Annotated in this window: 12 protein-coding genes and 1 pseudogene; 4 read left to right on the top strand and 9 right to left on the bottom strand. The window is 70.0% G+C overall.

The window, feature by feature from the left end; all coding sequences use genetic code 11:
- Positions 1 to 89 precede the first annotated feature (89 nt).
- From OG507_RS28650 to OG507_RS28645, 3 genes and pseudogenes are all read left to right on the top strand, one after another.
- A complete protein-coding gene (locus tag OG507_RS28650; RefSeq protein WP_327370028.1) occupies positions 90 to 2441 on the top strand; it encodes a SpoIIE family protein phosphatase in 2352 nt (783 codons plus the stop codon).
- Between the two features lie 130 nt (positions 2442 to 2571).
- Positions 2572 to 2892 (top strand): annotated as a pseudogene (locus tag OG507_RS40455) (PAS domain-containing protein); the annotation flags it as partial.
- A gap of 199 nt (positions 2893 to 3091) precedes the next feature.
- Positions 3092 to 4534: a PP2C family protein-serine/threonine phosphatase gene (locus tag OG507_RS28645; RefSeq protein ID WP_327370027.1), complete on the top strand. Its 1443-nt coding sequence runs from the start codon at positions 3092 to 3094 to the stop codon at positions 4532 to 4534.
- Between the two features lie 99 nt (positions 4535 to 4633).
- Here OG507_RS28645 and pruA read toward each other — a convergent pair whose 3' ends face one another.
- The gene (gene pruA / locus OG507_RS28640) at positions 4634 to 6265 is read right to left on the bottom strand and encodes an L-glutamate gamma-semialdehyde dehydrogenase (RefSeq protein ID WP_327370026.1); all 1632 of its coding nucleotides are present in this window, start codon (positions 6263 to 6265) and stop codon (positions 4634 to 4636) included.
- Between the two features lie 47 nt (positions 6266 to 6312).
- Positions 6313 to 7293, bottom strand: coding sequence for a proline dehydrogenase family protein (locus OG507_RS28635; RefSeq protein ID WP_327370025.1), 981 nt, complete (start codon positions 7291 to 7293; stop codon positions 6313 to 6315).
- A 179-nt stretch (positions 7294 to 7472) separates the two neighbouring features.
- Here OG507_RS28635 and OG507_RS28630 point away from each other — a divergent pair, with 179 nt between their 5' ends.
- A complete protein-coding gene (locus tag OG507_RS28630) occupies positions 7473 to 8615 on the top strand; it encodes a PucR family transcriptional regulator (RefSeq protein WP_327370024.1) in 1143 nt (380 codons plus the stop codon).
- 20 nt (positions 8616 to 8635) lie between these two features.
- Here the strand turns inward: OG507_RS28630 and helR are convergent, their stop codons facing one another.
- From helR to OG507_RS28595, 7 genes are all read right to left on the bottom strand, one after another.
- Entirely contained in the window at positions 8636 to 10789 is a 2154-nt protein-coding gene (gene helR, locus OG507_RS28625; protein WP_327370023.1) for an RNA polymerase recycling motor ATPase HelR, read from the bottom strand.
- Positions 10790 to 10864: 75 nt separating this feature from the next.
- Positions 10865 to 12106: a glycosyltransferase gene (locus tag OG507_RS28620; protein ID WP_327370022.1), complete on the bottom strand. Its 1242-nt coding sequence runs from the start codon at positions 12104 to 12106 to the stop codon at positions 10865 to 10867.
- 157 nt (positions 12107 to 12263) lie between these two features.
- On the bottom strand, positions 12264 to 12857 hold the full coding sequence (locus OG507_RS28615; protein ID WP_327370021.1) for a TetR/AcrR family transcriptional regulator: 594 nt from the start codon (positions 12855 to 12857) through the stop codon (positions 12264 to 12266).
- A gap of 77 nt (positions 12858 to 12934) precedes the next feature.
- Positions 12935 to 14527, bottom strand: coding sequence for a phosphoglycerate dehydrogenase (gene serA, locus OG507_RS28610; protein WP_327370020.1), 1593 nt, complete (start codon positions 14525 to 14527; stop codon positions 12935 to 12937).
- A gap of 273 nt (positions 14528 to 14800) precedes the next feature.
- Complete coding sequence (gene ilvC, locus OG507_RS28605; RefSeq protein ID WP_327370019.1) at positions 14801 to 15802, bottom strand: ketol-acid reductoisomerase; 1002 nt, start codon at positions 15800 to 15802, stop codon at positions 14801 to 14803.
- Between the two features lie 115 nt (positions 15803 to 15917).
- Positions 15918 to 16445: an acetolactate synthase small subunit gene (gene ilvN / locus OG507_RS28600; protein WP_327370018.1), complete on the bottom strand. Its 528-nt coding sequence runs from the start codon at positions 16443 to 16445 to the stop codon at positions 15918 to 15920.
- A 22-nt stretch (positions 16446 to 16467) separates the two neighbouring features.
- Complete coding sequence (locus OG507_RS28595) at positions 16468 to 18324, bottom strand: acetolactate synthase large subunit (RefSeq protein ID WP_327370017.1); 1857 nt, start codon at positions 18322 to 18324, stop codon at positions 16468 to 16470.
- Positions 18325 to 18535: the final 211 nt, after the last annotated feature.

Here is an 18535-nt window from a genome sequence, read left to right as displayed (position 1 = left end):
CGCGGGCTGAGCCGATCGGCGCAACTGCCCGGTGAGCGGGCCTGTCGTCCGCACGGGGCGGGCAGGGATGGGCGCGGAGGTGTTTTCGAATGCCCAGCGGTGACGTGCTCGTACTCATCGATGAGAGTGGCCGGGTGATCGAGTGGGGGCGTCCGGCCGAGGAACTGTTCGGATGGTCCGCCGAGGAGGCCGTCGGCCGGTCCGTGACCACGCTCATGCATGCGGTCGCCGCTGACCGGGAAGGTCGGCGGGAAAGGTTCTCGGATGCGGCCGCGGTGCTGGTCAAGCCGGTACTGCGCGGTACTTCCGTGGTGTGGCAGGTGCTCGCGGCGGCGGACACCGCGCCGGGGCGGGACATGGCGATCCTGAAGGCCGTGTTCACCCATTCCCCGGTGGCACTGCACGTCCTCGACAGCCGGCTGCGCGTGGTCCGTATGAGCACCGCAACCGGCGGGCCGCACGACACGCCGGTGGAGCACCTGCTGGGCAAGCATTTCACCGAGGCGTGCGAACTCGCGGACCCCGAGGAAGAAGCCGCCGTGGCGCAGAGGGTCCTGGAGAGCGGAGAGCCGGTGGTGAACCGGCTCGTCCGGCGCATCAAGACACCGGGCCGGCCCACGCGCCGTATCGACGCCTTCTCCTACTTCCGCCTGGAGGACTCCCACGGCGAAGTGGTCGGACTGGTGGCATCCGCACTCGACGTCACCGAGCGGGAGAACGCACAGAACCGACTGGCCCTCCTGGACACGGTCCGCACACGGGTGGGGCACCGGCTGAGCGTGATGGACGTCTGCCGTGAGCTGGTGGAGGCGGTGGTGCCCGCCTTCGCGGGCATCGCCGACGTCGAGGTGATCGAAGACGTCATCGGCGGAGAGGACCCTCCCCCGGTACCCGTCCACCGCGACGTTCCACTGCGCCGAGCAGCCTTCGAAGGACGGATCGCGGGTCACCCGGCGGGAGCCTTCCGCCCTCTGCCGGTCGGAGTCTTCCACCCCCTGCCGGTCGGCACCCCCTTCTCGGACGTCCTGTCCGACCTTCGCCCGCGCCTCGTGGTGATCGAGGAGGACAGCTCGTGGCTGGCCGCCGACCCGGCCCGGGCCGACGTCATCCGGCGATCCGGTGCCCACTCCCTGATCGTGGCACCGCTGGCGTTGCGCGGCCATGCTCTGGGCGTGGTCAGCTTCTACCGCCACCAGCGGGAAGACTTCTTCGAGGAGGAGGACGTCGCGGTGGCGTCCGCCATGTGTGCGCACGCTGCGCTCTGCATCGACAACGCCCGTCAGTTCATGCGCGAGTGGATCATCGCGCGAACCGTCCAGCGCAGGCTTCTTCCCCAACGACCGGCCACACATGCCACCGTGGAGGTCTCCCAACTCCACCTTCCTGCCCCGGAGGGCGGCGGGGCGTGGTCCGACGCGATCGCGCTGCCCGGTGCACGAACCGCGCTGATCGTCGGCGACGTGGCAGGGCGAGGCATCGCCGCAGCCATCACGATGGGACTCCTGCGGACGGCCGTCCACACACTCGCCGCCCTGGACCTGCCACCCGACGAGCTGCTGGCCCGCCTCAGCGACACCGCGGCCCGCCTCGTGGCCGCGCGCGCAACGCTGCCTCCCATGGACCCCCTGAGCCACGAGCCGCTCACCGCCGACTGCGTCATCGCGATCTACGACCCGGTCGATCTCACCTGCGCCATCGCCCGCGCCGGCCTCCCGGAGCCGATCGTGGCCTTTCCCGACGGGACCTCGGCCGACCTGCCCGTCCCCCCGGGTCCCCCACTCGCCGAGACGGGCAACGCCCCGTTCCCTGCGACCACCGTCGACCTCCGCGAAGGAAGCACACTGGTGATGGGCACGGCCGCGCTCGCGGACGAGGTCCTGGCGCCGTCCGGTCCACTGCGCCCGCTCCTGGACGGCGCCTGCACAGGGCCCCTGTCGGATCTGTGCGACGACATCACGCACGCGCTCGCGGGCGGCCGCCGGACCGGCGAGACACTGATGCTGCTCGCCCGCACGAAGGCGCTCCCCCGGGACCGGGTACTGACCCTCGCGCTGCCTGAGGGCCCCGAGGCCGCACCGGTCGCCCGCGCGGCGGCCCGCCGCCGGCTGGACGCCTGGGGGGTGGACGAGGAGACGGCGTTCACCACCGAGCTCATCGTCAGCGAGCTCGTCGGCAACGCGGTCCGCTACGGCACTCCGCCTCTGCAACTGCGCCTGATCTTCGAGCGGATGCTGACCTGCGAGGTCAGCGACACCGCGACCAGCGCCCCGCAGGTGAAACACGCCCGCACCATCGACGAGACAGGCCGGGGGCTGTTCATCATCGCGAGCCTCGCGGACCAGTGGGGCACGCGTTACCGGACCCGGGGAAAGACCGTCTGGGCGGAGCAACCGACAGGGATGTCCACGGAGCGCGGAAGCGGTGCCGGGCCTCCTGCGTGAGCCCGGCAGGCGGGGCCCGCCGCGTGGCGTCCCGGATCGCGAAACTTCCGGGGCGCCGCTGCGAAAGGACCGGAATATGATGTAGAAGGATCGTTTGTGTCATCGCCCTAGGATTGTCAGGGAGTGACCGATGGACACCTGGGACGAATTCCTTCGATGGGCCACTCCATCGGCTCTTCTGGCGCTGGACGGCACCGTCCGCTCCCTCAACGCCCCGATGGCCGCGACGCTGGGCAGGCCCGAGAAGCAGTGCGTGGGTTATGACTTCCTCGGCCTGCTGCCCGAAACCCAGCGGGCCTCGGCCGAGAGTCTGCTGATACACGGGGCCACGACGAAGACGGTCGCAATGCGTGTGCTGGAGTTCTCCGGACCGGGCAGAGCATCCGTGATCAGCCTCATCGAGGCCCGGCCGGTAAGGGATCCCGCAGGTCACGAGCGGCTGGTGTGGGTGCACTCGGTGGACGCGCGAAACGACCCGGGCGGCCTGCTGATCCCGTTCCGGCTGGCGGCCGCGGCCGCGGATCTCGGTCTGTGGATGTACGCGCCCCGGAAGCACCAGCTGGACTGGCTGGGCGGCTCACCCGCCCTGGCGGCGCTGTTCCCGGAGGCCTCGGTCTCCTTGTCCAGGGTGGTCCGGCGAGTACACCCGGATGACCGGGAGGCCCTGGGGCGGCTCGCGCTCGACTGCCGCCCAGTCCCCCTGGGTCAGCCTGCGGTTCCGTACCGAGAACGGCGGGTGGCACCATATGACCTGCCAGATCCGTCGGATCCAGCTGGGCTACGGCGGCCGCGAGCAGGTCTTCGGGGTGATCCGCGACGACACCCGGCTGGAGGCGGGCCGACGCAAAGCGCTGGCCAAACTGGCTGCCGAGCGGCAGCGTGCCGGCGAGATCGCCGAATTCTCCGCCGCCCTGATCACCGCCGCCAGCGAGCAGGAACTGCGGCAGGTCGTCCTGACACGGGTCGCAGCGACCTTCGGCGGCACGGGCGCCATGCTCATGCTCCTCGACGATGAGACAGGGTGCCTACGCGCCTCCTCCGATGCCAGTGTCGACCCGCGTCAGGTAGATGCCATGGGCGGTTTGTCGCTGGATGATCCGGTACCGGTGACCGATGCGATCCGAACTGGCAGGCCGCACTTCATCCCCAACCACGAGGAGTTCATACACCTCTGGCCGCAGGCAGTCGGTATTCCGTGGCTCGACTCCTTCACCGCCCTATCGATCGCCCCCCTCAGTCCGGTCGGCGCCCATCCGCTCGGGGCGTGGGCGGTGACCTACGACAGCGAGCACCACTCGCCCCCGGACGAGCGCGCCCTCATGACCACTCTGGCCGACCTGGCGGGCCAGGCACTCAAGCGCATCCGACTGCAGCAGGCCCGCGTCGAGCTGGCCACGGCGCTCCAGCAGCACATGCTCCCCACGCTGCCCGACCATCTCCCGGGCCTGGAGGTCGCCGCCCGCTACCAGCCCAGCCGGGACGGGCTCGACATCGGCGGGGACTGGTACGACGCCTTCGTGATGCCCGGCGGTGCGGTGGCCCTGGAGATCGGCGACAGCCAAGGGCACGACGTGGACGCCGCCGCCTTCATGGGGCAGGTACGCACCTCCATCCGCGCGATCGCCCCGCACGAACCGGAGCCGGCAACCGTGCTGACGCGCACCAACGAACTGCTCATCACGATGAACGCGCCACGATTCGCCAGCTGCACCATGCTGTACATCGATCCACGCGACGGACAGGTCACCGGCACCAGCGCGGGCCATGTGCCGTTGCTGTGCGCACGCGGGGACGGCAGCAGCGACGTCCGCGAGCTGCCGGGCGGTCCGGTGCTGGGAGTCCTGTCAGGCACCGACTACCTGGAGGAGACCTTCGTGCTGGAGAAGGGCACCGCGCTGGTCATGGTCACCGACGGCGTGGTCGAAGGGCCGGGCCTGACGCTGGACGCCGGTCTGGAGCGGGCCGGAACACTGGTTGCACAGGCCCTCCATGACGGACTGAACGCCGAGGCGGTCGCCGACCGGATCCTCGACGCCGCGGTCGCGGTGGACCACCTCGACGACGTGGCCGTGCTGGTCATCAAGCGCACATGACGGCGCCACCGCAATGGAAACCGCCTCCCGGCCGGCAGGGGAACCGGGCGGGAGGCGGGAATCGTGGCGGGGCGCCGGGGTGCGGCGCCCCGGAGGGCATCAGCCCTGGTGGGGGTAGGTGTAGTCGGTCGGCGGGACCAGCGTCTCCTTGATGGCGCGGGTCAGCGTCCAGCGCTGCAGGTTCTGCGGGGCGCCCGCCTTGTCGTTCGTGCCCGAGGCACGGCCGCCGCCGAAGGGCTGCTGGCCGACGACGGCACCGGTCGACTTGTCGTTGATGTAGAAGTTGCCCGCCGCGTAGCGGAGCTTCTCCATCGTGTGCGCGGCCGCGGCGCGGTCGTTCGAGATGACCGAGCCGGTCAGCGCGTAGTCGGAGACCGACTCCATCTGCTCCAGCATCTCGTCGTACTTGTCGTCCTCGTAGACGTGCACGGCGAGGATCGGGCCGAAGTACTCGGTCGTGAAGACCTCGTTCGAGGGGTCGCTGCACTCGATGACGGTCGGGCGGACGAAGTAGCCCACCGAGTCGTCGTACGTGCCGCCCGCGACGACCGTGCAGGCCGGGTCGGACTTGGCTCGGTCGATCGCGGCCTTGTTCTTGGCGAACGCGCGCTCGTCGATGACGGCACCGATGAAGTTCGACAGGTCGGTGACGTCACCCATGGTGATGGAGTCGACCTCGGCGGCGAACTTCTCCTTGAAACCGGAGTTCCAGATGGAGGCCGGGACGTACGCGCGGGAGGACGCCGAGCACTTCTGTCCCTGGTACTCGAAGGAGCCACGGGTCAGCGCGGTCTTCAGGACGGCGTGGTCGGCCGACGGGTGGGCGACGACGAAGTCCTTGCCGCCGGTCTCGCCGACGAGCCGCGGGTAGGTGCGGTAGTTGGCGATGTTGGTGCCGACCGTCTTCCACAGGTGCTGGAAGGTGGGGGTCGAGCCGGTGAAGTGGATGCCGGCCAGGTCGCGGTGGTTCAGGGCCACCTCGGAGACGGCGATGCCGTCACCGGTCACCAGGTTGATGACGCCCTTGGGCAGCCCGGCCTCCTCCAGGAGCTGCATCAGCAGCACGGCGGAGTGGGTCTGCGTGGGGGACGGCTTCCACACCACGACGTTGCCCATGAGGGCGGGGGCGGTGGGCAGGTTGCCCGCGATGGCAGTGAAGTTGAACGGCGTGATCGCGTAGACGAAGCCCTCCAGCGGGCGGTGGTCCATGCGGTTCCACACGCCCGGCGAGTTCGCCGGGGGCTGCTCGGCCAGGATCTGGCGCGCGTAGTGCACGTTGAAGCGCCAGAAGTCGACGAGCTCACAGGGGGTGTCGATCTCGGCCTGCTGGACGGTCTTCGACTGGCCGAGCATCGTGGACGCGGCCAGCGTCTCGCGCCAGGGGCCGGACAGCAGCTCGGCGGCGCGCAGGATGATCGCGGCGCGGTCGTCGAAGGACATCGCGCGCCAGGCCGGGGCGGCGGCCAGCGCGGCGTCGATCGCGTCCTGGGCGTCCTGCTGGGTGGCAGCGGCGAACGTACCGATGACGGCCTTGTGGTTGTGCGGCTGTACGACGTCGAAGCGCTCGCCGCCGCCCATCCGCTTCTCGCCGCCGATGGTCATCGGAAGGTCGATCGGGTTCTGGCTGAGCTCCTTGAGCTTCGCCTCCAGGCGGGCGCGCTCGGGAGAACCCGGGGCGTAGGAGTGGACCGGCTCGTTGACCGGCGCGGGGACCTGGGTGACAGCGTCCATGAGTGCCTTGTCTCCTTGTGTCAGGGGGTGGGGGTCAGCCGGGCAGGTCAGCCCTTGGTGAGGATGGAGCGGCCGAAGAACAGCAGGTTCGCGGGCTTCTCCGCGAGGCGGCGCATGAAGTAGCCGTACCAGTCGGTGCCGTACGCGGTGTAGACGCGCATCCGGTGGCCCTCGGCCGCGAGCCGGATGTGCTCCTCGCTGCGGATGCCGTACAGCATCTGGAACTCGTACTCGTCCAGTTTGCGCCCGGCCTTGCGGGCCAGCTCCTGACCGATGGCGATCAGACGCGGGTCGTGCGACCCGATCATCGGGTAGCCCTCGCCCTCCATCAGGGTCTTCAGGATGCGGACGTACGCCTTGTCGATCTCGGCCTTGTTCTGGTACGCGACGGAGGCGGGCTCCTTGTAGGCGCCCTTCACGAGGCGGACGCGGCTGCCCGCGGCGGCCAGGCGGCGGGCGTCCTCCTCGGTGCGGAACAGGTAGGACTGGATCACGCAGCCGGTCTGCGGGAAGTCCTTCCGCAGCTCCTCGTGGATGGCGAACATCGAGTCGAGGGTGGTGTGGTCCTCGGCGTCCAGCGTGACCGTGGTGCCGATCGCGGCGGCGGCCTCGACAACCGGGCGGACGTTGGCGAGCGCCAGCTCGTGACCGCCGGGGAATCGAGCAGCGAGCCCGGAGGGCTCTGCGTCGAGGGTGGCGGCGGGCGACGGGAGTGACTGGCCGAACATCGACAGCTTGATGGACATCTCGGCCCTGGTGCCCAGGCCGAGGTCCTTGAGGCGCTCGATCAGTTCCAGGTAGGCGTCGCGGGCGGCGGCGGCCTGCTCGGGGGTGGTGATGTCCTCGCCCACCACATCGAGGGTGACTTCGAGGCCCTTGTCGGCGGCGTCCTCGATGATCGGGACGACCTGGTCGACGGTCTCACCGGCGATGAACCGGTCGACGACCTGCTTGGTGCCAGGTGCGGCCGAGATGAAACGGCGCATCCTGTCGCTGCGGGACGCGGCGAGAATCACGGGACCCAGCACGGGGCACCTCCACGGAAAGTACGAACGATGGCCGTACCGGCGAAAAGGGAACAGAGCGGTACAGCACGGAGAACCACCGTGAAATCTAAGGATCCCTCCGATGGTGTGCCATCGACAGCTGTCACGCATCCATTCGCGGGTTCTCAGACATATGTCTGAAGGGGTGCGAGAATGGCCGGGTGAAGGGCGATTACCAGGAGCTGGTCGACGAGATCTCCGGGCTGCTCGGCGCCCCCGCGACGCTGGAGAACCGGGATTTCGGCCTGGTCGCCTTCGGTGCCCACGACAGCGACGACGACACGGCGATGGACCCGGTCCGCACCCGCTCGATCCTCACCAGGCGCTCCACGCCCGCGGTCCGCGCCTGGTTCGAGGGCTTCGGCATCGCCCGCGCCACCGGCCCGGTCCGCATCCCGGCCGCCCCGGAGGCCGGGGTGTTCCGCGGCCGTATCTGTCTGCCGGTACGCCATCGGGGTGTCGTCCTCGGTTACGTATGGCTGCTCGACGCCGACCCCGGGCCCACCGACGAGCAGCTGAAGGCGGCGATGGAGGCGGCGACCCGGATCGGGGGGCTGCTGTCAGACGAGGCGCGGGCCGGTACGGATCTGTCCCGGGAGTTCGGCGCGGTCCTCACCGCCGGGCGGGGCTGGCAGCGCGACATGGCGGTGGCCGCGCTGCACGAGGCGCTGGGCCGGGACGCGGAGGGACTGCACGCGGTGGTGTGCGTGACCCCGTGGACCGACGATCCGCCGTCGGCCCGTACGGTCTCGGCGGCGTCGGCCCTGACCTCGCTCCCGGCCCCCGGGGCCGCCGGTCCCCCCTCGCTGGCCGCGCTGGTCCGGCTGCGCTCCGCCGATGTCCTCGATCCGGCGCTCACCGCGGCGGACCGGCTGCGCGCCACCGCGGTCCGGGGCGCCACCGCCGGGGTCGGGGTGCCCCGCCGCGGCCTGGCGGACCTGGCCGAGGCCTGGCAGGAGGCGTCGGCCGCGGCCCGCGCCGCGGCGGCCGAGTCCCGCTTCGGCCCGGTCGCGAACTGGTCGGCGATCGGCCCGTACCGGCTGCTGACCGCGCTCCCCGCGGAGGCGACCGCGGACCCCGCGGTCCGCGCCCTGCTCACCCCGCCGAACAAGGAGCTGGCCCGCACCGCCGAGGTGTTCCTCGACTGCGCGGGCCAGGCGTCCCGCACGGCCGCCGCACTCGGCATCCACCGCCAGACGCTCTACTACCGGATCTCCCGGGTCCAGCAGCTCACCGGCCTCGACCTGAACGACGGCGAGGACCGGCTGCTGCTGCACATGGCACTCAAGAGCGCCCGCCTCTGAGCCCGCTCCAGGATCCGGCGTCAGGAGCTCGTGAGGATGACGAGCTGCTGGGTCGCCCGGGTCATCGCGACATAGCGGTCGACCGCTCCCTCGATGCCCTTGCCGAACGTCTCCGGGTCGATGAGGACGACCAGGTCGAACTCAAGTCCCTTCGACAGCTCCGGGGTCAGCGACCGGACACGGGACGTCGTCCGGAACGCGGGATCGCCGATGACGCAGGCGATCCCGTCGGCATGTGCGGCGAGCCAGGTGTCGAGGACCGAGCTCAGATCCGAAGCGGATCCATGGACGACGGGGACGTCGCTGCTGCGGATGGAGGTCGGCACGTTGGCGTCCGGGAGCACGGCCCGGATGACCGGCTCGGCTTCCGCCATGATTCCCGCCGGTGTCCGGTAGTTGATGCTCAGGGACGCCAGGTCGATCCGGTCGAGCCCGACCCGGTCGAGCCGTTCCTGCCACGACTCCGTGAACCCGTGCCTGGCCTGGGCACGGTCCCCGACAATGGTGAAACTCCGGGACGGGCACCGCAGCAGCAGCATCTGCCACTCCGCGTCGGTCAGTTCCTGGGCCTCGTCCACGACGATGTGGGCGAACGGGCCCGCGAGCAGGTCCGGTTCGGCGCCGGGCGGTGCGCTCTCGTCGATCAGGGCGTCCTGCAGGTCGCGTCCGCGCAGCATCCCCACCGCGCCTTCGCTCTCGTCGATCTGGGTGTCCCGCAGGATGCCGTCGATGACGTCGGCCCGGCGCGCGCGTTCGGCGGCGAGGGTGGCCTCGTGCCGACGCCTGCGCAGTGACGCCTCCGGGTCGCCGAGCCGCTGCCGTGCCGCGTCCAGGAGCGGCAGGTCGGACACCGTCCAGGCCCGGGCGTCCTCACGCTGCAGTTTCGACACGTCGTCGGGGCCGAGCCAGGGAGCGCACATCCGCAGGTAGGCGGGTACGGACCACAGGTCTGCGACGAGGTCCGCCGCTTCCAGCAGCGGCCACGCACGGTCGAAGGCCGTGAGCAACTCCCTGTTCTGCAGCAGCGACTTGCGGAGCCGGTCGGCCGGGGCGTCACCGTCGTGCTTGTCCACCAGGATGGTGAGCAGCTCCTCCCAGACCTGGTCGCGCGCCTCGTTGTGCGGGGTACCGGGTTCTGCCGCCTCGAACGCCACGGCCCAGTCGTCGGCGCTCAGCCGGATGTCGGACCAGTGGGTCGTGACCGTCATCCCCCTGGCGGGCGGCTTCTCGTAGAACCTGACGGCCGTCTCGATCGCGTTCACCAGGTTCGCGGACGACTTCAGGCGGGCCACGTCCGGGGCGGTCTCGATCGCTGCCGCGGCTCCCTCGGCGACGAGGTCCCGCAGGATGCAGGTCTGCACACCCTCCTCCCCGAGGCTGGGCAGGACGTCGGCCACGTAGGCCAGGTAGGGCCGGTGCGGACCGACGAACAGCACGCCGCCCCGGCGGTGACTCAGGCGGGGGTCGGAGTAGAGGAGGTAGGCGGAGCGGTGCAGGGCGACGACGGTCTTCCCCGTACCCGGACCGCCGTCGACGACGAGAGCGCCGCGGGATCCCGCGCGGATGATGGCGTCCTGGTCGGCCTGGATGGTGCCGAGCACGTCTCGCATCCGGGGCGAGCGGTTGCTGCCCAGGCTGGCGATGAAGGCGGACTGGTCGTCGAGCGCGGCGTGCCCGGCGAACCCGTCCGAGGTGAACACCTCGTCCCAGTAGTCGCTGATCCGGCCACCGGTCCAGCGATACCTGCGGCGGCTCGCCAGACCCGTCGGGTTGGCGTGGGTGGCTCCGAAGAAGGGCTCGGCCGCAGGGGAGCGCCAGTCGAGCAGCAGCCGCCGCCCCGTACTGTCCGTGAGGCCGAGCCGTCCGACGTACACGGGCTCGGGGTCGTCCGCGCCGACCATGCGTCCGAGGCACAGGTCCAGGCCGAAGCGGCGCAGTGCGCGCAGGCGCGCGGTCAGCCGGTGGACCTCCACGTCCCGGTCCATCGCCTGCCGGCCTGCGCCGCCGGGCGACTTGAGCTCGGCATCGAGGCGGTCGGACAGCTCGGCGATCGACTGCTCAAGGCACTCCGCGATGGCCGCGAAGTGCTGCTCGTCCCCGGCGATCAGCGCCGGGTCCGCCTTGTGGGAGAGGCGGTCGGGAAGGCCGAACGCACTGGTGGTCAGGGGGTTCACGTCATCAGCTCCGTTTTGAGGCCGCTTGCGACCATTGCGCGCGGCAAGGCGTCCGGCTTGGCGGTCCCGCGTGGTTCACGCGGACACCGATGGCCTTTCGCGGTCGGCCATGTCGAGCAGCAGCCTCGCGGCCACGGTCGTCCCGTCGGCGCGGACCGTGCCGGCCACGGCCCTCGCTCGTGCGCGGGTCCCGGGGGTCAGGGCCGTCCTGAGCGCGGCCGACAGGGATTCGGCGGTCGGAGTCGGACCGTCGTGTGCCGCGCCGATGCCCAGCTCTGCCACCCGGCCCGCCCAGTACGGCTGGTCCGTCGCCTGGGGTACCACCACCTGAGGCGCACCGGCCCGGGTGGCCGTCGTCGTGGTGCCCGCGCCGCCGTGGTGCACGACGGCGGCCACCCGGCCGAACAGTGCCTGCTGGTTGACCTCGCCGACGACGAAGCAGTCGTCCTGGTCGTCGATCAGGGCCAGGTCGGCCCAGCCGTGGGCGAGGAGTGCGCGGCGGCCCTGCGCGCGGACCGCCTCGATGGCCACCCGGGCGACGTCCGTCGATGTGCGCATGGGCATGCTGCCGAAGCCCACGTACACGGGTGGTGCGCCGGCGTCCAGGAACGCCGTCAACTCGGCCGGGAGGGTCCGTTCGTCCGGCAGGATCCACGCGCCGGTCTGTACGACGTCGAGGTCCGCCGACCCCTTCCACGGGTCCAGGACCGGGTCCGTCGCGAGCCACGGCCGGTCACCGATGACATGGTCGCGGACGTTGTCCACCGGTGGCAGACCGATCGACGCCCGGTTCGTGTTGAGCGCCGCACCGAACAGCGCGTTGATGCTCCGGGCGTCCAGATCCCACAGCACCCGGTTGTCGGTCACCTCCGGCGGGAACGGCCGGCCCGGATACGCCAGCGGCGCGTGGTGCGGGGACGGCAGGGTGACCTGCTGGAAGGTCACGGACACGGAGCGGATGCCCAGTTTCTCGGCCACCGACCGCGCGCCGGCCACGGCCGGCATCACGCCGGTCGCCACCAGCACATCGCATCCCTCGGCCGCCGTGGTGACCGCGTCGAACTGACCGGCGATCAGCTCGGCCGCTCGCTGGGGCAGGCCCGCGGCGGACGGCGGCGTCGTCCCGATCGTCAACGCGCGCGCCGACCGGCCGACCGGCACCAGCTCCACGCCGACACCGGCCAGCAGCTTCGCGAACTCCTCGTCCGGCGGCGCGCACACCCGCACCTGCGCGCCGAGTGCCCGCAGCCGCACCGCGAGTCCCACCAGCGGTTCGACGTCCCCACGCGACCCATACGTAGACAACAGCACACGCACTTCGTGACTCTCCCATTTCCGCAGGTTCTGGCCTCGGCCGATGATTCTGCGGCACGATGGGGGCCTTGCCGCAAGGCCCCCCATGCGCTATATGTTGAGAGTGGAAAGGAGTGGGTACTCCTCCTTCCCCGCTGTCGTGCGATCCGCCCTGAGCCGACTACGGCGCCCGCCCCTCCAGCACCGCCTTCAGGCCGTCCGTCAGGTCCTGTGCGGACGGCGCGGATTCACTGTCCATCAGCCACTGCACCATCACGCCCGCGAGCAGCGCCTGGCAGAACAGTCCGGCCACCCGCGCCTTCTCCGGTTCCGTCTCCGGGTCGATGCCGAGCATGCTCTGGGCGAGCCCGTTTCGCCCCTCGCGCTGCGGGCCCGCCAGGGCCTTTTGCAGTTCGGGGTCGGAGTCGATGCGGGAGACGACCTCCGTCTGGAGCTGCCAGACGGACCGGGACTGCTCGTAGCCGGCGATCACCCGCTCCCAGGTGTCGCGGAACTGGTCGAGCGGCGGCTTCTCCACCTCGGCGTCACCCGCGGCCGCGTCTTCGTCCGGCTGCTTCGTGAGCACATCGCCCCACTCCTCCGTCACCTTGAGGAAGGCGAGGTTGAGCAGGGCCTCCTTGGAGCCGTAGTGGTAGCCGATGGAGGCGAGGTTCGTACCGGAGGCGGCCACGATGTCGCGTGCCGTCGTCCGGGCGTACCCCTTCTCCAGCAGGCAGCGCTTGGCGCCTTCGAGCAGATCCTCACGATGTCCCATGACAGCAGCGTACCCGGCATCCAGACGTCCGTGTAAGACGCACGTCTAGATGCCGGGTACGTGGGACTCCGGAGCCGTCAGTCGGAGAGGTTCACCATACGGGCCGACGCCGCACCGATCTCCGTGGCGATCTCGGCGAGCACCGAAGCCGGGACGTCGTCGTCGACGGTGAGGACGACCAGCGCCTCGCCGCCCGCGTCCGTCCGCGAGACCTGCATGCCCGCGATGTTCAGTCCTGCCTCGCCGAGGATGCGGCCGACCGTGCCGACGACACCGGGACGGTCCTCGTAACGCAGCACCACCATGTGGTCGGCCAGGGCCAGATCCACGTCGTACTCGCCGACGGCGACGATCTTCTGGAGGTGCTTGGGTCCGGCCAGCGTGCCGGAGACCGCGACCTCCTCGCCGCCGGAGAGCGTGCCGCGGACGGTGACCACATTGCGGTGGTCGGGCGACTCGGAGCTGGTGGTGAGGCGGACCTCGACACCGCGCTCCTGCGCGAAGAGCGGGGCGTTCACATACGACACGGTCTCGTCGACCACGTCCTCGAACACGCCCTTGAGCGCGGAGAGTTCGAGCACCTTGACGTCGTGCTGGGTGATCTCGCCGTACACCTCGACGTCCAGGCGGACCGCGACCTCGCCCGCGAGCGCGGTGAAGATCCGGCCGAGCTTCTCGGCGAGCGGCAGGCCGGGGCGTACGTCCTCGGCGATGACGCCGCCCTGGACGTTGACCGCGTCCGGCACGAGCTCACCGGCGAGGGCGAGGCGCACGGACTTGGCTACCGCGATGCCCGCCTTCTCCTGCGCCTCGTCGGTGGAGGCGCCGAGGTGCGGGGTGCAGACGACCTGGTCGAACTCGAACAGCGGGGAGTCCGTGCAGGGTTCCTTCGCGTACACGTCGAGACCGGCGCCGGCGACCCGGCCCTCCTTGAGGGCGGAGGCGAGCGCCGCCTCGTCGACGATGCCGCCGCGCGCGGCGTTGACGATGCGCACCGAGGGCTTCACCTTGTGCAGCGCCTCGTCGCCGATCAGACCGAGCGTCTCGGGGGTCTTGGGCAGGTGCACGGTGATGAAGTCGGCGACTTCGAGGAGCTCGTCCAGCGTGAGGAGCTTGACGCCCATCTGCGCGGCGCGCGCGGGCTGCACATAGGGGTCGTACGCGACGATCTTCATGCCGAAGGCCGACATGCGCTGCGCGACCAGCACGCCGATGCGGCCGAGGCCGACGACACCGAGGGTCTTCTCGCTCAGCTCGACGCCGGTGTACTTGGAGCGCTTCCACTCGCCGTTCTTGAGGGCGGTGTTGGCCTGCGGGATGTTGCGCGCGGTGGCGACGAGCAGACCGCAGGCCAGCTCGGCGGCGGTCACGATGTTGGACGTCGGCGCGTTGACGACCATCACGCCGGCCTTGGTGGCGGCGGAGACGTCGACGTTGTCCAGACCGACGCCCGCGCGGGCGACGACCCTCAGCTTCTTCGCGGCGGCGATGGCCTCGGCGTCGACCTTGGTGGCGGAGCGCACCAGGATGGCATCGACGTCGGCGATCGCGGGGAGGAGCTCGGCGCGGTCCGCGCCGTTGCAGTGCCGGATGTCGAAATCCGGACCCAGGGCGTCAACCGTGGCAGGCGACAGCTCTTCAGCGATGAGTACGACAGGTTTCGAGCTCACGTGAGTCCTCACAGGTCCAGTGCGGACGGCCGTCCCGACGGCCGCAGGCGGTGGAGGGGCTTGCCGCGTGGAAGACGCACGACACTGTGGGCCTGACGCGTGTATGTGTGGAGAAGTGTAGTCATGCGCCAGGACGCATACTGAGCCCCGATGGAAGGATCACCCACACGGGGGTGGACGACTTGTACACACGTACGACGCCGCCTCTTCCAGCGGTGAAGCAGGGCAACGCCCCGGGGGCGGGCCGGATGACCCGCCCCCGGGGCGAAAGAGTTACGCGTCCTCGTCGTTGACCCAGCTCATGAGCTTGCGCAGCTCACGGCCCGTGGTCTCCAGGAGGTGGTCGCTGTCGGCCTTCTTGTACTCGTTGTACTTGGGCAGACCGGCGTGGTACTCGGCCATCCAGTTCTTGGCGAAGGTGCCGTCCTGGATCTCCGCGAGGATCTTCTTCATCTCGGCCTTGGTGGCGTCCGTGATGATCCGCGGGCCGGTGACGTAGTCGCCCCACTCGGCGGTCTCCGAGATGGACCAGCGCATCTTCTCCAGGCCGCCCTCGTACATGAGGTCCACGATGAGCTTCAGCTCGTGCAGGCACTCGAAGTACGCGATCTCCGGCTGGTATCCGGCCTCGGTCAGGGTCTCGAAACCGGCTTTGACCAGAGCGGCGGTGCCACCGCACAGGACGGCCTGCTCGCCGAAGAGGTCGGTCTCGGTCTCCTCGGTGAAGGTCGTCTTGATGACGCCGGCGCGGGTGCCGCCGATGCCCTTCGCGTACGAGAGGGCGAGCGCCAGGCCGTTGCCCGAGGCGTCCTGCTCGACGGCCACGATGCACGGAACGCCGCGGCCCTCCTCGTACTGACGGCGGACCAGGTGGCCCGGGCCCTTCGGGGCGACCATGCAGACGTCGACATTGGCCGGCGGCTTGATGAAGTCGAAGCGGATGTTCAGGCCGTGGCCGAAGAACAGCGCGTCGCCGTCCTTGAGGTTGTCCTTGATGGACTCCTCGTAGACCTGGGCCTGGATCGGGTCCGGGACGAGGATCATGATGACGTCGGCCTCGGCGGCGGCCTCGGCCGGGGTCACCACGCGCAGGCCCTGCTCCTCGGCCTTGGCCTTGGACTTGGAGCCCTCGTGCAGACCGACACGGACGTCGACACCCGAGTCACGCAGCGACAGCGCGTGGGCGTGGCCCTGGCTGCCGTAGCCGATGACCGCGACCTTGCGGCCCTGGATGATGGACAGGTCGGCATCGTCGTCGTAGAACAGCTCGGCCACTGGGTCTTCTCCTTGGTGTGCAGGTGTTGCGTCCCACCGTACGGCGGGGTGCGTCAGATACGTTTTCGGGTCTCGCCATACGAGCGGCGAGGCGGCGGCGACTGGTGCTTTCGGATCAGGCCGAACGGTCGAGTGCCCGCAGCGAACGGTCGGTGATCGAGCGCGCGCCGCGCCCTATGGCGATGGTGCCGGACTGGACGAGCTCCTTGATGCCGTACTGCTCCAGCATCTTGAGCATGGCCTCCAGCTTGTCGGCGCCGCCGGTCGCCTCGATCGTGACGGCCTCCGGGGAGACGTCCACGGTCTTGGCGCGGAACAGCTGGACGATCTCGACGATCTGGGAGCGGGTCTCGCTGTCGGCGCGGACCTTCACCAGGACGAGCTCGCGCTGGATCGCAGCGGACGGCTCGAGTTCGACGATCTTCAGGACGTTGACCAGCTTGTTGAGCTGTTTGGTCACCTGCTCCAGGGGCAGGTCCTCGACATTGACGACGATGGTGATGCGCGAGATGTCGGGGTGTTCGGTGGTACCGACCGCGAGCGAGTCGATGTTGAAGCCGCGGCGGGAGAACAGGGCGGTGATCCGGGCGAGGACACCGGGCTTGTTCTCGACCAGGACGGAGAGCGTGTGCTTGGTGGACATGGAGTCGGTCTCTCTCTGTCTCTCAGTCGTCTTCGTTGTCGCCGAAGTCGGGGCGGACCCCGCGGGCGGCCATGACCTCGTCGTTGGAGGTGCCTGCGGCGACCATCGGCCACACCATGGCGTCCTCGTGGACGATGAAGTCGATCACGACGGGGCGGTCGTTGACGGAATTGGCCTCTTCGATGACCTTGTCCAGGTCGGCCGGGTCCTCGCAGCGGATCGCGTAGCAGCCCATGGCCTCGGACAGCTTGACGAAGTCCGGGACGCGGGTGCCCTTCGCCGGGATGCCCTCGGTGTCGGCGCCGGAGTGCAGCACGGTGTTGGAGTACCGCTGGTTGTAGAACAGGGTCTGCCACTGGCGGACCATCCCGAGCGCGCCGTTGTTGATGATCGCGACCTTGATCGGGATGTTGTTCAGCGCGCAGGTGGTGAGTTCCTGATTGGTCATCTGGAAGCAGCCGTCGCCGTCGATCGCCCAGACGGTGCGGTCCGGCATGCCGGCCTTGGCGCCCATCGCGGCCGGGACCGCGTATCCCATCGTTCCGGCGCCGCCGGAGTTCAGCCAGGTGGCGGGCTGCTCGTACTGGATGAAGTGCGAGGCCCACATCTGGTGCTGGCCGACGCCCGCCGCGAAGATCGTGCCCTCGGGGGCGAGCCGGCCGATGCGCTGGATGACCTGCTGCGGCGAGAGGCTGCCGTCCTCGGGCAGGTCGTAGCCGAGCGGGTAGGTGTCGCGCCAGCGGTTGAGATCTTGCCACCAGGCCGCGTAGTCGCCGGTGTGGCCCTCTGTGTGTTCGGCCTGGACGGCCTGGACGAGGTCGGCGATGACCTCGCGGGCGTCACCGACGATCGGCACGTCGGCCGTGCGGTTCTTGCCGATCTCGGCCGGGTCGATGTCGGCGTGGACGATCTTGGCGTACGGGGCGAAGCTGTCCAGCCTGCCGGTGACGCGGTCGTCGAAGCGGGCTCCGAGGGCGACGATCAGGTCGGCCTTCTGCAGCGCGGTGACGGCGGTGACCGCACCGTGCATGCCCGGCATTCCGACGTGCAGCGGGTGGCTGTCGGGGAATGCGCCGAGCGCCATCAGTGTGGTGGTGACGGGCGCTCCGGTGAGCTCTGCGAGGACCTTCAGTTCGGCGGTGGCCCCCGCCTTGATGACACCGCCGCCGACGTACAGCACCGGGCGCTTGGCCTGGGTGATCAGCTTGGCGGCTTCGCGGATCTGCTTGGCGTGCGGCTTGGTGACCGGGCGGTAGCCGGGCAGGTCCATGGTCGGCGGCCAGCTGAACGTGGTCTGCGCCTGGAGGGCGTCCTTGGCGATGTCGACGAGGACGGGGCCCGGACGGCCGGTGGAGGCGATATGGAAGGCCTCGGCGATGGTGTGCGGGATGTCCTCGGCCTTGGTGACGAGGAAGTTGTGCTTGGTGACCGGCATCGTGATGCCGACGATGTCCGCCTCCTGGAAGGCGTCCGTGCCGATCGCCGCGGAGGCGACCTGGCCGGTGATCGCGACCAGCGGGACGGAGTCCATGTGGGCGTCGGCGATCGGGGTGACCAGGTTGGTGGCGCCGGGGCCCGAGGTGGCCATGCAGACGCCGACCTTGCCGGTGGCCTGCGCGTAGCCGGTGGCGGCGTGTCCGGCGCCCTGCTCGTGACGGACCAGCACATGACGGACCCGGGTGGAGTCCATCATCGGGTCGTACGCCGGAAGGATGGCGCCGCCGGGGATGCCGAATACCGTGTCGGCCCCCACTTCCTCAAGAGACCGGATGAGTGACTGCGCGCCCGTGACGTGCTCAACGGTGGCGGCGGACGATCCGCCGTTACGGGCCCGCGGCTGGGGATGGTGGGCCCCGGTGGCCTGCTCGGTCATCGGCATTCTCTTCTCGAAGCTGAGGGTTTTTGCGGGTGTTTTGCGAGGTTATGCCTGGTCTTAGTGCAACAAAAAACCCCTCGTGCCGTGAGGCAAGCGAGGGGAGCGCGCCGGTGCGGTCTGCAGAGTGTCAGGGAGGGACTCTGCTTCAGCCGACGCGCTTTCCAAGTACGAGAATTCGGGTGCGCATGGCCATGACCCTCTCTCCGGCGCCTAC

The sequence above is a fragment of the Streptomyces sp. NBC_01217 genome, from assembly GCF_035994185.1.
GTDB lineage: Bacteria > Actinomycetota > Actinomycetes > Streptomycetales > Streptomycetaceae > Streptomyces.
The sequence above is the reverse complement of the archived record's forward strand: the minus strand, read 5'-3'. Positions and strand labels throughout refer to the sequence as shown.

Bases quoted from the DNA above. Each gene is read 5' to 3' on its own strand.
- OG507_RS28595 (WP_327370017.1), bottom strand. From the start codon at position 18,324: ATGCCGATGACCGAGCAGGCCACCGGGGCCCACCATCCCCAGCCGCGG.
- OG507_RS28650 (WP_327370028.1), top strand. From the start codon at position 90: ATGCCCAGCGGTGACGTGCTCGTACTCATCGATGAGAGTGGCCGGGTG.
- pruA (WP_327370026.1), bottom strand. From the start codon at position 6,265: ATGGACGCTGTCACCCAGGTCCCCGCGCCGGTCAACGAGCCGGTCCAC.
- OG507_RS28615 (WP_327370021.1), bottom strand. From the start codon at position 12,857: ATGGGACATCGTGAGGATCTGCTCGAAGGCGCCAAGCGCTGCCTGCTG.
- OG507_RS28645 (WP_327370027.1), top strand. From the start codon at position 3,092: ATGACCGGGAGGCCCTGGGGCGGCTCGCGCTCGACTGCCGCCCAGTCC.
- ilvN (WP_327370018.1), bottom strand. From the start codon at position 16,445: ATGTCCACCAAGCACACGCTCTCCGTCCTGGTCGAGAACAAGCCCGGT.